Below are 14,567 nucleotides of genomic sequence, written 5' to 3'. Positions count from 1 at the left end.
CTGATTGCAGGGTTACAATTATGCAGAAAAACAATACGATCAAGGAAATGTATCACGAAGACCGTCCTTATGAAAAATGCGAGCGCTTCGGTCCGGAGAATCTGACAGACGCGGAGCTTCTGGCGGTGATTCTGCGCACCGGGACTCAGGGAGAAAACTCTCTTGACCTGGCGCGCCGGCTTCTTCATCCGGAATCAGGAGGGGAAGGACTGACAGGGCTGAACCGGCTCTCGAAGGAAAGTCTGATGAAGATCCGGGGGATCGGGAAGGTAAAGGCCATTCAGATCCGGTGTCTTCTGGAACTCAGCAGAAGGATGGCAAAGGAGGAGGCGGCAGAGGGGCTGAACTTCTCCTCTCCGGAGACTATCGCAAAGTATTATATGGAAGATATGCGCTACCGCGACAGGGAATTTCTCAAACTGCTCCTTCTGAATACAAAGTCGCGCCTGATTGCGGAGCGGAATGTGTCGGTGGGGACTGTCGACATGGCGCTGATCTCGCCGAGAGAGCTATTTATGGAGGCGCTTCAGGCAAACGCGGTCGCCATCATCCTTCTTCACAATCATCCGAGCGGAGATCCCACGCCGAGCAGGGAGGATGTGCGGATTACAAGAAGGGTTTCCGAGGCGGGAGCACTGATCGGCATTGAGCTTCTCGACCATATTATCATAGGGAATCAGTGTTTTGTCAGTCTGAAAGAAAAGGGGTTCTTTCAGTAAGAGAGCAGATGCCAGGGGAGTATACGGATAAGGGGGAGTGTCTATGGCGGGGAATGTTTATGGACTGGATCTCGGGACTTACGAGATCAAGGTGTTTGACAGGAAAAAGGACAGAATATGGCGTGCGAAAGACGTCATTGCAATGAAAGACGGGAAATATATATTTGCCATCGGCGATGAGGCATATGAAATGTTCGAAAAATCGCCGGAAGGCATCGAGGTGATCTTCCCGATGAAGAACGGGGTCATCTCTCATTTTGATGACATGCAGTATCTTCTCGGGAGCCTGCTGGGAAGAGAGCGCAGGTCAGTCCGGGGCGCCCAGTATGTGATTGCTGTTCCGACGGACGTGACAGAAGTGGAAAAAAAGGCGTTTTATGATCTTGTGTTTCACTCGGAGGCGCGGGCCAAGTCGGTCAGGATCGTGGAGAGAGGCCTGGCGGACGCGATCGGTTTCGGCATGGACGTGATCAGCACGAAAGGAATTTTCGTCGCCAATTTCGGCGGGGGAACAACGGAGCTCTCCGTGCTCTCCTCGGGCGGAATGGTGATGAACCGGCTTTTAAAAACAGGCGGGGAGGATCTGGACAATGCCATTGCCGCGCTGGTGCGGCACAACAGGGAGTTCCTGATCGGGAATCTCACTGCGGAGCGCTTAAGAAGAGAGTTCGGTGTGTTCGATCAGAGCACGGACAGCGCGCTTACCGTGTATGGAAGAGATCTGATGAGCGGGGTTCCCGCCCAGGCAGACGTTCCCATCAGTCTGGTGCGCGCGGCTGTGAAGGAACCGCTGGAAGAATGCGTCCGCGCGATTCGTTCCATGATTGACCGGACGCCTCCCACGGTGCGCAGATCCATTGAGGAACAGGGAATCTGCCTTACGGGAGGGCTTGCGAATCTGAAGGGGCTTTCTACATACTTAAGGGAGAGCGTCGGCGTTCCGGTGATGACTGTGGAGGAGCCGGAGCTGTGCGCGGTAAAAGGACTCCGTAAGATTCTGTCAGACCGCGAATATTACAGGCGGCTGACGTATTCCATGCTGGATGAGGATTATAGGTGGTTAAGATAATATGAAAAAAAAGAATCAGACTTCTCATACAAACAGATATATTCTGCTCGGACTGGCTGTGTTCTGCGCACTGATGATGATACTGTCATCTTTTTCGGACAGGGCAAGCGGCCCGTTCAAAGTGCTGGCAAACGTGACGGTCATTCCCCTGCAGCAGGGAATTAACCAGATCGGCGGCTGGCTGGGAGATATGAAAGACAACTTCTCGACGATGCAGCAGTTAAGAGAGGAAAACCAGAAGCTTCAGGAACAGATCGATGCCCTGACAACGGAGAACAACTATCTCCAGGAGGAAAGCTACGAATATGAGCGGCTCCAGGAACTGTATGAGCTGGATCAGAACTATGCGGATTACGAGAAGACAGCTGCGCATGTGATCGGGAAGGATTCAGGCAACTGGTTCAGCACGTTTACCATTGACAAGGGCAGCCAGGACGGAATCACGGTTGACATGAATGTCCTTGCGGGAAGCGGACTTGTCGGAATCGTGACGGATGTGGGACCCACATGGGCGAAAGTGCGCTCAATCATTGATGATTCCAGCAACATCAGCGGTATGGTGCTCTCTACCTCTGATACCTGTATCGTGAGCGGGGATCTTTCGCTGATGAGCAGCGGCCAGATCGCGTTTGACCAGATGGCGAACAATGACAATGTAGTGGCCGTGGGAGATCAGATTGTCACATCGTATATCAGCGACAAGTATCTGCAGGGTATTCTGATCGGTACGATCAGCGAGGTGAATGTGGATTCCAACAACCTGACCCGCTCCGGATATATTATCCCTGCGGTTGACTTTAACAATATTCAGGAAGTACTCGTGATTACTACGACGAAGGCAGAGATGACCGGAGAAAATGTGACAGAGTAGTTTTGTCCCGCCGTGCCGTGCGCCGGCGGAGGAAATGGAGATTTATAGATGAAAGCTATCAGATTCAGGAGGATTGCCGTGACGGCAGTGATTGTGCTGGCCGCATACCTGCTCCAGTGCACGGTATTCCCCTCTCTTGAGATTGCGGGCATCAAACCAAACCTGATGCTCATTGTGACGGCGTCTTTCGGATTTATGAGAGGCTCCCGGGAGGGAATGCTTGTGGGATTTGCCTCGGGTCTTCTGATTGACATCCAGTACGGAGAAATGATCGGTTTTTACGCGCTGATCTATCTGATTGCGGGATTTGTCAACGGCCTGTTCGAACAGATGTATTTTGATGAGGATATCAAACTCCCTCTTCTCCTTATATTTGTAAGCAGCCTGCTCTATGGAACAGGTATTTATCTTTTTACATTCCTGCTGAGGAGTGATTTTAACTTTCTTTATTATCTGAACCGGATTATCTTTCCGGAAGCCATTTATACGATTGTGATTACACTTGTTGTTTATCCGCTCCTGCTTCTGATCAATCATAAACTGGAAGCGGAAGAGAAAAGGAGTGCAAGCAAATTTGTTTAGTGAGATTATTGACAGAATAAAAGAAGCAATAGAATATATCCTGAAGTCCAGGCTTGTGGTGCTTATCATTGTCTTCTGCTTAAGCTCGACTGTTCTGATCGGACGTCTTTTCTACCTGCAGATTGTGCGGGGAGAGGACTATCTGGAAAACTATGAGCTGCAGATCAGAAGAACAAGCAGCATTGCCGCGACGAGGGGAAACATATATGACCGGAACGGAAATCTTCTCGCTTACAATAAACTGGCCTACTCTGTGACGATCGAGGATACCGTGTCGACAGATGCCAGCGACAGCGAGAGAAACGAAACGTTAAACGGCATCCTCGACCGGGTGCTCCAGATTGTGGAGGCGAACGGCGACTCTGTGGTCGACACATTCGGAATCACTCTCGATTCGTCGGGAAATTACCAGTTCTCCGCGACCAATGAGACGCAGCGCCTGCGGTTTGTGGCGGATGTGTACGGCCAGAGCTATACGGACGATCTGACGGCGGAGCAGAGAAACCAGTCTGCCGCGGAGATCATGCATTATCTGTGCTCCGAGCGGTACGGACTGGATGAGGAGAATAATGAGCCCGCATACCTTCTTAAAATGGTGAACATGCGTTATGCCATCGGGCTTAACAGCTACCAGCAGTTTCTCGATACAACGATCGCGTCCGACGTAAGCAGCGAGACAGCGGCGGCAATTATGGAGAACCAGTCATCTCTTGCGGGCGTGGATATCGCGGAAGAGTCTCTGCGTGTGTACCCGGACGGAGAATATTTTGCTTCCATCATCGGCTATACCGGCCCCATGTCCCAGGAGGAGTATGACGCTCTGGACGAGGAGGAGAAGAAACGGTATTCCCTTTCAGATATCGTCGGAAAGACGGGAATCGAGCAGGTGTTTGACAGCACCCTGCAGGGGAAGAAAGGCGAGACCACGTTCTATGTGGACAACCTCGGAAAAGTGACGGAGACGGTCAGTACGACAGAACCGGAAGCGGGCAACGACGTCTACCTGACCATAGACAAAAATCTGCAGATGAGCGCTTATCAGCTTCTGGAGGAGAAACTTGCCGGAATCATTCTGGACAAACTGTACAATGTGCTTGACTATGATCCATCCACGGCGGAGGATTCCGAGGAGATCATTATTCCTGTCGGCGATGCGTACAACTCGTTTATCGCCAACGAGATCGTTGATCCGGACCATTTCGCGGCGGAGGATGCAGGAACCGCGGAACAGGCAATCTATGCGGCTTTTTCATCCCACAGGGAGTCAGTTCTCGCTGAGCTGATCTCTCAGCTTCAGAATCCGGATGCGCCGGCCTACCAGGATCTCTCAGACGAGATGAAGGCATATATGGACTACATCTGCGACACTCTGCTCAAGGAGACAACGGGAATCCTGATGAGCAGCGAGATCGATTCCGAGGATGAGACGCAGATTGCCTGGGCGAACGACGAGGTGATCAGTCTTTATACCTACCTGAACTATGCGATCTCCCAGAACTGGATCGATACGACTAAGCTCGGAGACAGCACATATTCCAGTTCAGAAGAGATTTACCAGAGCATTGTCTCCTATATTCAGGAATATTTGAATGATGACAGTGATTTCGACAAACTTCTCTATGAATATCTTATAAAATCAGGGGGTATCAGTGGTGCGCAGATCTGTGCAACTGTGTATGAGCAGGGAGTGCTGCCAATGGATGAGACATCCTACTACGGCCTGCTGAACGGAACCGTGGATTCCTACAGCTGGCTCTACAATAAGATCGAGACGCTGGAGATTACACCGGGACAGCTTGCCCTGGAACCGTGTTCCGGCGGAGTTGTGGTTACGGATCCGAACACAGGCGATGTGCTTGCCTGCGTATCCTATCCGGGATATGACAATAACCGCCTGGCAAATACGATGGATTCCGATTACTACAACCAGCTCAACACCGGAAACGCCAACATATTCTACAACAGGGCGACACAGGAGAAGACAGCTCCGGGATCGACCTACAAGATGGTTTCCGCGACAGCCGGACTGGAAGAAGGCGTGATCGATTCCAGTACCACGATCTACTGCAACGGAACTTTCGACGAGGTGACGCCGAGCCCCCACTGCTGGATCTATCCGAACGGCGGACATGGATCTCTGAACGTTGTCCAGGCAATCCAGCACTCGTGCAATATCTTTTTCTATCAGGTGGGATATGACCTGGGAATGGATTCCGAAGGAAATTACGACAGCGACCGCGGAACGGACAGGCTTGCAAAATATGCGCAGATGTTCGGACTCGGCCAGACTTCCGGAGTGGAAATACCGGAGGCGGAGCCGGAGATCTCCGACGAATATTCCATCCAGTCGGCCATCGGACAGGGTACCAACAATTTTACGGTCAGCCAGCTGAACCGCTACGTGACTGCAGTGGCAAACAGCGGTACGGTCTATGATCTTACCCTGATCGACAAGACAACGGATTCGGACGGAAACCTGATCCGGGACTATTCAGCGGAAGTCGTCAACACGATGGATGATGTCAGCTCATCAACCTGGGATATTCTCCATGAAGGAATGGAGCGGATGGTGAGCAGTTCCACCGCGTTTACAGGACTTGAATTCTCAATGGCGGGAAAGACCGGTACAGCGCAGCACAATGAACTGCATGCGGATCATGTGCTCTTTGTCGGATATGCACCGGCGGATACGCCGGAGATTTCCATTGCGGTCCGCATCACATACGGATACAACTCCGCATATTCTTCCGAGATCGGAAGAGATGTGGCGAGAATCTATTTTAACCCGGATCTGTCAAGTGAACTGATTACGGGAAGCGCTGCGAACCTGGGAACGGTGATCGCAGGCGATTAAAGGATGGGGATGAAAATGAGCAGGCTTGTGACGATCAGAAGCAGCCGGTACGGGCTGGATATTGAGCTTGATTCCGAAGCGGAATTTACAGCGCTTCTTGCGGAACTGGCCGAAAAATTCAGGGCATCTTCCCGGTTTTTCGGAAACGCCCAGATGGCGCTCGGCTTTGCCGGCCGGGAGCTTTCCCGGGCGGAGGAAGATGAGATCCTCGAGGTCATAAACAGGAATACGCAGATTGAGATTCTCTGCATTATTGAACACAGAGAAAAAAATGAACTGGTGTACAAAAGCATTATTGACAGAACGCTGACAGATATCCGCAGATGGAGAGGAGACTTTTACAGAGGACCGCTTGGCGGAAAACAGATTCTGGAATCAGAGTCCAGTGTGGTTATCCTCGGAGATGTGGAGCCCGGCGCCGCGGTGAGAGCCGGAGGCAATGTGGCTGTATTCGGAACGGTCTACGGCTCTGTTCAGGCGGGAATCCCTGCTGACAGAGATGCTTTTGTCGTGGCTCTTGCCATGCAGCCGAAGCAGCTTTGCATCGGCGGGATAGAGGCAAAACGCCAGATCATCTGCCAGGAGAGCTTAAGCATCAGAGGGCCGAAGATCGCAGTAGTGGACGGAAACCGCATTTATCTGGATCCTCTTGTGGAATGACCGTGTCAGCGGGACTTGCGCGCACGCCGCGGCAGGAAGAAGGGCGGCATTCTTGAAAGGAGATAGAAAAACATGGGAGAAGTTATAGTTATCACATCGGGGAAGGGCGGAGTCGGAAAGACGACGACAACGGCAAACATCGGAATCGGGCTTTCAAAGCTCGGGAAAAAGGTCATGGTGATCGATACCGATCTGGGGCTTAGAAACCTCGACGTGGTTATGGGACTTGAGAACAGAATTGTATATAATATCGTCGATGTCATTGAGGGAAACTGCCGTCTGAAACAGGCACTTATCCGGGATAAGAGATTCCCGGAGCTCTGTCTGCTGCCGTCGGCCCAGACACGGGACAAGTCCAGTGTGTCGCCGGAGCAGATGAGAAAACTGATCGACGAGATACGTTCAGACTATGATTTCATTCTTCTGGACTGTCCTGCCGGAATCGAGCAGGGATTCCAGAACGCCATAGCAGGCGCGGACCGGTCTATTGTGGTGACAACTCCGGAAGTGTCCGCGATCCGGGACGCGGACCGGATTATCGGGCTTCTTGAGGCCTCCGGCATCCGGAACAACGCGCTGCTGATTAACCGGCTGCGCATCGATATGGTCCGGAGAGGGGATATGATGTCCGTGGACGATGTGACGGAGATCCTCGCGGTTGACCTCCTGGGCGTGATACCGGATGACGAGCAGGTCGTGATCGCGACCAATCAGGGAGAACCCGTGGTCGGAGAGGATTCTCTGGCCGGAAGAGCCTATACAGACGTGTGCAGAAGGCTGACCGGAGAGGAGATCCCGGTGAACGACTACTCGAAGCCAGAGGGATTTTTCGAGAAAATCTCCGGCCTGTTCCACAGGAAACAGGGGGCTTCCGTATGAGTGCGCAGTCTGTTTTTATCGCGAAAGAGAGACTGAAGAACCTTCTTATCTCGGACAGAATGCAGTGTGCGCCCGAAAGTGCGGACAGGCTGTCAAAGGATCTCTATCAGGCGGTATCAAAATATGTGGAGATCCGGCCCGAAGACTTTCATATTGAGATAACAAGGACAGATATACATATAAGATACATGGGAGAAAACAATTGAAACTGAATTTGAACAAATTAAAGCCTCATTACAATCTGAAGGACTACCGGTTCGGTTTTGTAGTTCTGGTTCTGATTCTGTCGGTGATCGGCGTTCTGATGGTGAGAAGCGCGCGGCCGGATCTTATGACCCGGCAGATTATGGGCGTGATTCTTGGCCTGGCGGCGATGGCGGTGATCTCGCTGATCGACTACAAGTGGGTGCTGAACTTTTACTGGCCGATGTATTTTCTGAATCTGATTCTGCTGGCGGCGGTGTGGTTCCCCGTTGTGGGACAGTCCGCAAACGGCGCCACCAGATGGGTTAATCTTGGATTTACGCAGCTTCAGCCGTCGGATCTGACGAAGATTCTGATGATTCTTTTCTTTGCCAGATTTCTGTCGGACAGGGAGCAGAATATCAACAATCCGAAAGTGATCATTCAGGCGGTGGCGCTGATTCTTCCGTCGCTTGCCATGATTTACAAACAGCCGAACCTCTCCACGACGATCTGTATTGCGGCTCTGTTCTGCGCGATTCTCTTTATTGCCGGACTGAGTTATAAGTTCGTCGGGACGGTTCTTGTTATCACGATTCCGACGGTTATTATCTTTCTGGCTATCGCAGTGCAGCCGAACCAGCCGATTCTGCAGGACTACCAGCAGGAGCGTATTCTCGCCTGGCTGGACCCGGAAGAGTATGCGGATGACGAGTCATACCAGCAGCTGAATTCGGTCATGGCAATCGGTTCGGGACAGCTTTCAGGTAAGGGATATAACAACGATGAGACGACGTCGGTGAAGAACGGCAATTTCGTCTCCGAGCCGCAGACAGACTTTATTTTTGCAATAATTGGCGAAGAATTAGGATTTGTGGGTTGTTGTGTTGTTATATTTTTGATATTATTAATTGTGATAGAGTGTATTTTGATTGGCTTGAAAGCGAAAGATACTGGGGGACGCATTATCTGCGGCGGAGTTGCCTCACTGATAGGGATACAGAGCTTTATCAATATTGGTGTGACTACATTAATTCTTCCCAATACGGGACTGTCGCTTCCCTTTGTAAGTTATGGACTTACGTCCGTCGTATGCTTTTTTATGGGGATTGGGTTCGTACTGAATGTCGGTTTACAGCCTAATAAATATCAGTAAGGAGAAGGTGACAGTAATGAATATCGGTTTGATCGCGCATGACGCAAAAAAGAAGCTGATGCAGAATTTCTGTATCGCATACCGGGGAATACTCAGCAAACATGAGCTGTACGCCACAGAGACTACGGGGATGCTCGTTGAAAGTGTTACAAATCTGAACATACACAAGTTCCTTCCCGGACATCTGGGAGGAAAGCAGCAGCTTGGATCTCAGATCGAGCACAACAATATTGACCTGCTGATTTTCTTCCGCGATCCGCACACACCACGGTCCCATGAGCCGGATGTGAACGATATTGTCCAGCTCTGCGATATGTACAATATTCCGATCGCGACAAATATTGCCACAGCGGAAGCACTGATACTAGCACTTGACAGAGGAGATTTGGACTGGCGTGAAATGTACAAATAAACGAACAGGACACAGCAGAAATGCAAGAAGACGCCGCAGCGCATCCGGAAGCGGAAACAGAAACCTTACCTTTTCCGGAAAGAGGGGCAGAAGAAGAACGCGCCGTGTGAGGACGGCCGTTCTTTGTGTGTGCGCGGCTGCCGCCATCGTGCTGGGCGCAGGGGGCGGTTATTATTTATGGGACAGCTCACAGAATCACGCGGCTTCCTACGAGGCGGATGCCTACACGGGAAATCTGTACCAGGGCGGGATGTTCGCTCAGGATCTGTGCGTGACTTCCGGGGATGTTTCCCTGGAGGGATATGAGCCTGAGACGTCGCTTCACGCGGCGGGGCTTTTCGATCTGAGCAAGGAGAGCGTACTCTGCGGTTACCGCATTTTTGAACCGTTTGCTCCGGCCAGCACGACAAAGGTTATGACCGCCTATGTGGCGCTGAAATACGGCAATCTTGACGACGTTGTGACGGTCAGTGAGAACGCGGCGGTCCGGAACTGGGATGAGTCGGTATGCAATCTTCAGACAGGCGATACGCTGACGATGTATGACCTGCTCTGCGGTATGCTGCTCCACTCGGGCAATGACTGTGCCGTTGCGATTGCGGAGCATGTTTCCGGGAGCGAGGAGGCTTTTGTTGAGTTGATGAATGAGGAGGCTGCGGCGCTCGGGGCAACAGGGACTCACTTTATGAATCCTCACGGACTTCATGATGAAAATCATTACACAACGGCTTATGACCTGTATCTGATGTTCAATGCATGTATGAAAGACGAACGGTTTGCGGATATTATTTCCATGGACACTTATAATGTGTCCATCACTCAGGCAGATGGAACAGTCAGAACCGATGAGTGGCCGGCATCGAATTATTATTCATCCGGAGAGGTGGCTCCGCCGGACGGCGTGAAGGTTATCGGAGGAAAGACAGGGACGACAGACGAGGCGGGAAACTGTCTGATTATCTATGACGAAGATCTTGAAAGTAATCCGTACATCTCTGTTATAATGGGTGCCGGGGACAGGACCATTCTGTATGAGCAGATGAACCAGATGCTCTCATCCGGAGTGACCGGGTAGCAGAACAGCATAACAGTATGAGAGGACTGCCCTGTATGCAGTCTGCGCGGACTCTTTGGAGTCCGCTTTTTTTTGCTTTATAGGAAATTCCGATTTTTCCAGAAAGTAAAAAGAGCTGCTTTAGCAGCAGCCCCTTTTACTCAGCAGAATATTATTATGACTCTGACATTCCTCTGACCCTTCCGTACAGACTGATCAGATACAGGCCGCACAGACCGACCAGTGTATAGACAATTCTGGAAAGCCAGCTTAAGTTTCCGAAGAGAAGCGCCACAAGGTCGAAGCGGAAAATCCCGATCAGAAGCCAGTTGACGGCGCCGATGATCACAATTGTCAGTGCGGTATAATCAAACCATTTCATGTAATTTCCTCCTTTACCATCTCAATATTTTTATTATTTCCTTAAAAACTGGAAATATACATCATAAAATGATATACTAAACAGATGACACCAGGAGGTTGAGATTATTTGGCAAAAAAGAACAAATCGATCAGTATAAAAAAATATAAGAGAAAAAGAGAATTTAATCTGGGAATTTTTCTGTTTGCCATTGTGTTTATCTATCTGATAGTGACGGTTGTGCTCTATTTTTCCAACGATACGATCTCTGTATATGAGGTGAGAGAGGGAAGTATTGTAAACGACCATTCCTATACCGGACTGATTATTCGGGAGGAAACTGCGGTTCCCGCGGATACGTCGGGGTATGTCAGCTATTACCAGAATGAAAACAGCAAGGTGAGAACAGGAGAGTATGTTTACGCTGTGTCGCAGGAGCCGCTCGATATTCAGACCGGCAGTTCCGCAGAGGAGGGGGAGAGCAGTACGGCTCTGAATGAGGAAGTGCAGTCATCAGTTACTCTCCAGATACAGAATTTTATCGAGAACTATGACGCGAATCAGTTCTCGTCGGTCTATTCCCTGAAAAACGAGATTGACAGTTCGCTTCAGGAGAGCCTTACAGGTACGAAGATGGATCATCTCGGGGCAGCCATTGCGGCAAGCGGCCAGGAGGTGGTATCCTACGCGTCCCAGCAGGATGGAATTGTCGCTTTCACAACGGATGGCTATGAATCGCTGACTGCGGACACTTTTACCGCGGAAAATTTCGACCGATCCGCGTATGAGAGCAGAACTCTCTCCGATCAGATGGAAATACAGGCGGGCGATCCTGTCTACCGGCTTATAACAAGCGAGGACTGGTCCGTTATCGTTCCGCTTGAGCGGGAGACGGCGGAAGAACTGACAAACAACGAAGTGACAAGCATCCGCGTGAGGATTGACAAAGACAGTGAGACGATGTGGGCTGATCTGTCCATACTTGCCCGGGACGGCGAGTTTTACGCGCAGCTTGATTTTGACAATTCCATGATCCGCTACGCGGAAGACCGCTTTTTAAATATAGAACTGATTCTGGAGGATGAAAGCGGGCTGAAGATCCCGAAATCCTCTGTGGTGGAAGAAAAATTCTATATTGTGCCGGAGGAGTACATTACATCCGGCGGCAACAGTTCCTCAGACGGCGTGATGGTGCAGGGGGAGGATGGAAGTGCGGAATTCTGCTCCGTTGATATCTACGATATTACGGATGGGGAGGCGTGCGTAAGCCGGGACAGTCTGGCGGAGGGCAGCGTCATCGTGAAGCCTGATTCTTCGGAAACCTACACTGTCGGGAGCACGAAAGCGCTCCAGGGCGTTTACAACATCAACAGAGGATATGCCGTTTTCCGGAAGGTGTCGATTTTGTGTGAGAACGATGAGTATTATATTGTGCAGGAAGGCGAGGCATACGGACTTTCCAATTACGACCACATTGTCCAGAACGGTTCGAGCGTGAATTCGGATGAAGTCGTATTTCAATAATAAGGAAAAACTGGCGGGAAAATCCTGCTGAAACGGCACAGGCAGGAATAATCTGTACATCAGGACAATACATGAAAGGGGACTTTAACGTGCTGAAAGAAAATCTGGAAGAAGTAGAGGAGAGGATACAGGCAGCCTGCAGAAGGGCGGGAAGGGACCGCAGTGAGGTCACGCTGATTGCCGTGAGCAAGACGAAACCTGTGGAGATGCTGAAGGAGGCGTATGACCTGGGTGTCCGCATATTCGGCGAAAACAAGGTACAGGAGATCCGTGATAAGTATGAGGCGCTGCCCGGCGATATTGACTGGCATATGATCGGTCATCTTCAGACAAACAAGGTGAAATATATTGTCGGCAAAGTGAAACTGATCCATTCGGTAGATTCCCTGAAGCTTGCAGAGACAATCGAGAAAGAATCCGCCAAGAGAGGCGTAATATCTGACATACTGCTGGAAGTAAATGTTGCTGAGGAAGAGAGCAAATTCGGCCTGAAAATGGAGGAAGTGATTCCGCTTATGGGGCAGATTGCACAGTTTTCTCATGTGACTGTCAGAGGACTTATGACAATTGCACCTTTTGTTGAAAATCCCGAGAAAAATCGCACAATTTTCAAGGATTTACATAAATTATATGTTGACATTAAGGAGAAAAACATTGATAATGGTACTGTGAGCATACTTTCAATGGGGATGACCAACGATTATGAGGTTGCGATCGAGGAAGGGGCTACAATGGTCCGTATCGGAACCGGAATCTTTGGTGCCAGGGATTACGGTGTCCAGGCCTGATCTCTGGAAGGAAAGTATGAGATAATAATAAGTGCATTACATCAAGGAAAAGTGCACGGGATAGGAGTGTAAAAATGGGTGTATTTGATAAATTTCTGGACATTATGAAGCTGAACGACGATGATTATGATGATGAATTCTACGATGACGACGAGTATTATGACGATGACTATGAGGATAAACCGCATCGCCGTTCTCTGTTCGGAAAGAAGAATTCCAAAGAAGATAATTTCGATGATTTTGAGATAGAAGAAGACAAGAAATTCCAGCCGGCTCAGAGCAGCAAAGTTACTCCGATGAGACAGCCTGCTGCAAGAAAAGGCGGAAATATGGAAGTATGTGTCGTAAAGCCGACATCCGTGGACGACTCAAGAGAGATTACGGAGACGCTGCTTTCCGGACGTACTGTGATACTGAATCTTGAGGGAATGGATCTTGAGATCGCTCAGAGAATCATTGATTTTATCTCCGGCGCAACATTTGCAATCAGCGGAAACCTTCAGAAGATTTCCAATTACATATTCCTTGTGACACCGACGAATGTCGATATTTCCGGTGATCTTCAGGATCTTCTCGGCAATTCCATGGAGACGCCGAGCGTGAAGGGAAGATATTGATCCGGCATGCAGAAAAACAGTCAGGAAAAGGATGAAAAGCTTCTGGAAAAGCGTTTTGCCGAGCTTTCCAGGACAGCGTTTCAGAGGGATATTATCACCTACACGGATTTTCTGAATCTGAATGAACAGAATATTTTGCATACGCTGCCAAAAGACACACTGTATACGAGGGTAGTTTCTTTTGGCGGCTATGAATTGGCAGAGCGTCAGATGGCGGCATTTATCCCTGATGCTCTTTATTTGCGTTGGGGGAAAAGCTCGGATCCTCTCGATTATACGGAGTATCCGTTTTCCGCTGTAAGGATTGCGCCGCTGAACCGGAAGTTCGCGGAAGAACTCACCCACAGGGATTATCTGGGGGCGATTTTAAACCTCGGGATTGAGCGGTGCAAGACGGGAGACATTCTGACTGACAGGGAAGGTGCCGTCGTATTTCTACACAGAGATATGGCAGGCCTTGTGATGGATGAGCTGACACGGGTGAGACATACTTCAGTGAAGGCGGAGCTGCTTTCAGCCGGGCTGATCGATTATTCACCGGAATACGAGGAAGTGAGGGGAACTGTGGCATCCGTGCGTCTCGACACTCTTCTCGCCCTTGGGTTCTCTTCGTCCAGATCCAGGCTGACAGGTCTGATTGAAGGCGGAAAAGTGTATGTCAATGGCCGGCTGATAACGAGCAATGGATATCAGCCGGAGGAAGGGGACGTGATTTCTGTTCGCGGAATGGGAAAGTTCCGATATCAGGAGACAGGCGGAAAAACGAGAAAAAACAGAATTTCAGTTGTTCTCCGCCGCTATGTCTGACCGGAAGAAGAAACGAATCAATATATAATAT

The 14,567-nt window shown here is 50.1% G+C and carries 16 protein-coding genes; 15 read left to right on the top strand and 1 reads right to left on the bottom strand.

The genetic code is table 11. From position 1 onward, the window contains the following. The first annotated feature begins 20 nt into the window (after window positions 1-20). The 11 genes from radC to LKD70_RS01755 all read left to right on the top strand — a co-directional run bounded on the left by radC (window position 21) and on the right by LKD70_RS01755 (window position 10,460). Window positions 21-719, top strand: a complete 699-nt coding sequence (gene radC, locus LKD70_RS01805) for a RadC family protein (RefSeq protein WP_227706345.1) — start codon at window positions 21-23, stop codon at window positions 717-719. 43 nt (window positions 720-762) lie between these two features. Next, complete coding sequence (locus LKD70_RS01800) at window positions 763-1,788, top strand: rod shape-determining protein (RefSeq protein WP_227706344.1); 1,026 nt, start codon at window positions 763-765, stop codon at window positions 1,786-1,788. Window position 1,789: 1 nt separating this feature from the next. Further along, complete coding sequence (mreC, locus tag LKD70_RS01795; RefSeq protein ID WP_227706343.1) at window positions 1,790-2,659, top strand: rod shape-determining protein MreC; 870 nt, start codon at window positions 1,790-1,792, stop codon at window positions 2,657-2,659. A 48-nt stretch (window positions 2,660-2,707) separates the two neighbouring features. Beyond that, complete coding sequence (gene mreD / locus LKD70_RS01790; protein WP_227706342.1) at window positions 2,708-3,241, top strand: rod shape-determining protein MreD; 534 nt, start codon at window positions 2,708-2,710, stop codon at window positions 3,239-3,241. Beyond that, entirely contained in the window at window positions 3,234-6,095 is a 2,862-nt protein-coding gene (locus LKD70_RS01785) for a penicillin-binding transpeptidase domain-containing protein (RefSeq protein WP_227706341.1), read from the top strand. The genes mreD and LKD70_RS01785 overlap by 8 nt, the downstream gene beginning before the upstream one ends. A gap of 3 nt (window positions 6,096-6,098) precedes the next feature. Next, entirely contained in the window at window positions 6,099-6,755 is a 657-nt protein-coding gene (locus LKD70_RS01780; protein ID WP_227706340.1) for a septum site-determining protein MinC, read from the top strand. Between the two features lie 72 nt (window positions 6,756-6,827). Continuing rightward, a complete protein-coding gene (gene minD / locus LKD70_RS01775) occupies window positions 6,828-7,634 on the top strand; it encodes a septum site-determining protein MinD (protein ID WP_227706339.1) in 807 nt (268 codons plus the stop codon). Further along, a complete protein-coding gene (locus LKD70_RS01770) occupies window positions 7,631-7,840 on the top strand; it encodes a cell division topological specificity factor MinE (protein ID WP_227706338.1) in 210 nt (69 codons plus the stop codon). The genes minD and LKD70_RS01770 overlap by 4 nt, the downstream gene beginning before the upstream one ends. After that, window positions 7,837-8,973, top strand: a complete 1,137-nt coding sequence (locus LKD70_RS01765; RefSeq protein WP_227706337.1) for an FtsW/RodA/SpoVE family cell cycle protein — start codon at window positions 7,837-7,839, stop codon at window positions 8,971-8,973. Before LKD70_RS01770 ends, LKD70_RS01765 begins: the two co-directional genes overlap by 4 nt. A gap of 16 nt (window positions 8,974-8,989) precedes the next feature. Beyond that, window positions 8,990-9,385, top strand: coding sequence for a methylglyoxal synthase (locus LKD70_RS01760; RefSeq protein ID WP_227706336.1), 396 nt, complete (start codon window positions 8,990-8,992; stop codon window positions 9,383-9,385). Continuing rightward, window positions 9,369-10,460: a D-alanyl-D-alanine carboxypeptidase family protein gene (locus LKD70_RS01755; protein WP_227706335.1), complete on the top strand. Its 1,092-nt coding sequence runs from the start codon at window positions 9,369-9,371 to the stop codon at window positions 10,458-10,460. Before LKD70_RS01760 ends, LKD70_RS01755 begins: the two co-directional genes overlap by 17 nt. A 154-nt stretch (window positions 10,461-10,614) precedes the next feature. Here LKD70_RS01755 and LKD70_RS01750 read toward each other — a convergent pair whose 3' ends face one another. Then, complete coding sequence (locus LKD70_RS01750; protein WP_227706334.1) at window positions 10,615-10,821, bottom strand: DUF378 domain-containing protein; 207 nt, start codon at window positions 10,819-10,821, stop codon at window positions 10,615-10,617. Between the two features lie 108 nt (window positions 10,822-10,929). Between LKD70_RS01750 and LKD70_RS01745 the strand changes: the two genes are divergently transcribed. The 4 genes from LKD70_RS01745 to LKD70_RS01730 all read left to right on the top strand — a co-directional run bounded on the left by LKD70_RS01745 (window position 10,930) and on the right by LKD70_RS01730 (window position 14,536). After that, complete coding sequence (locus tag LKD70_RS01745) at window positions 10,930-12,324, top strand: HlyD family efflux transporter periplasmic adaptor subunit (RefSeq protein ID WP_227706333.1); 1,395 nt, start codon at window positions 10,930-10,932, stop codon at window positions 12,322-12,324. An 89-nt stretch (window positions 12,325-12,413) separates the two neighbouring features. Beyond that, complete coding sequence (locus tag LKD70_RS01740) at window positions 12,414-13,112, top strand: YggS family pyridoxal phosphate-dependent enzyme (RefSeq protein ID WP_227706332.1); 699 nt, start codon at window positions 12,414-12,416, stop codon at window positions 13,110-13,112. Between the two features lie 74 nt (window positions 13,113-13,186). Next, window positions 13,187-13,729: a cell division protein SepF gene (locus LKD70_RS01735; protein ID WP_227706331.1), complete on the top strand. Its 543-nt coding sequence runs from the start codon at window positions 13,187-13,189 to the stop codon at window positions 13,727-13,729. Between the two features lie 6 nt (window positions 13,730-13,735). Beyond that, the gene (locus LKD70_RS01730) at window positions 13,736-14,536 is read left to right on the top strand and encodes a YlmH family RNA-binding protein (RefSeq protein ID WP_227706330.1); all 801 of its coding nucleotides are present in this window, start codon (window positions 13,736-13,738) and stop codon (window positions 14,534-14,536) included. The last annotated feature ends 31 nt before the right edge of the window (window positions 14,537-14,567 follow it).

This window comes from Ruminococcus turbiniformis (assembly GCF_020687545.1).
Taxonomy (GTDB): domain Bacteria; phylum Bacillota; class Clostridia; order Lachnospirales; family Lachnospiraceae; genus Mediterraneibacter; species Mediterraneibacter turbiniformis.
This window is presented reverse-complemented; position numbering and strand designations above follow the sequence as displayed.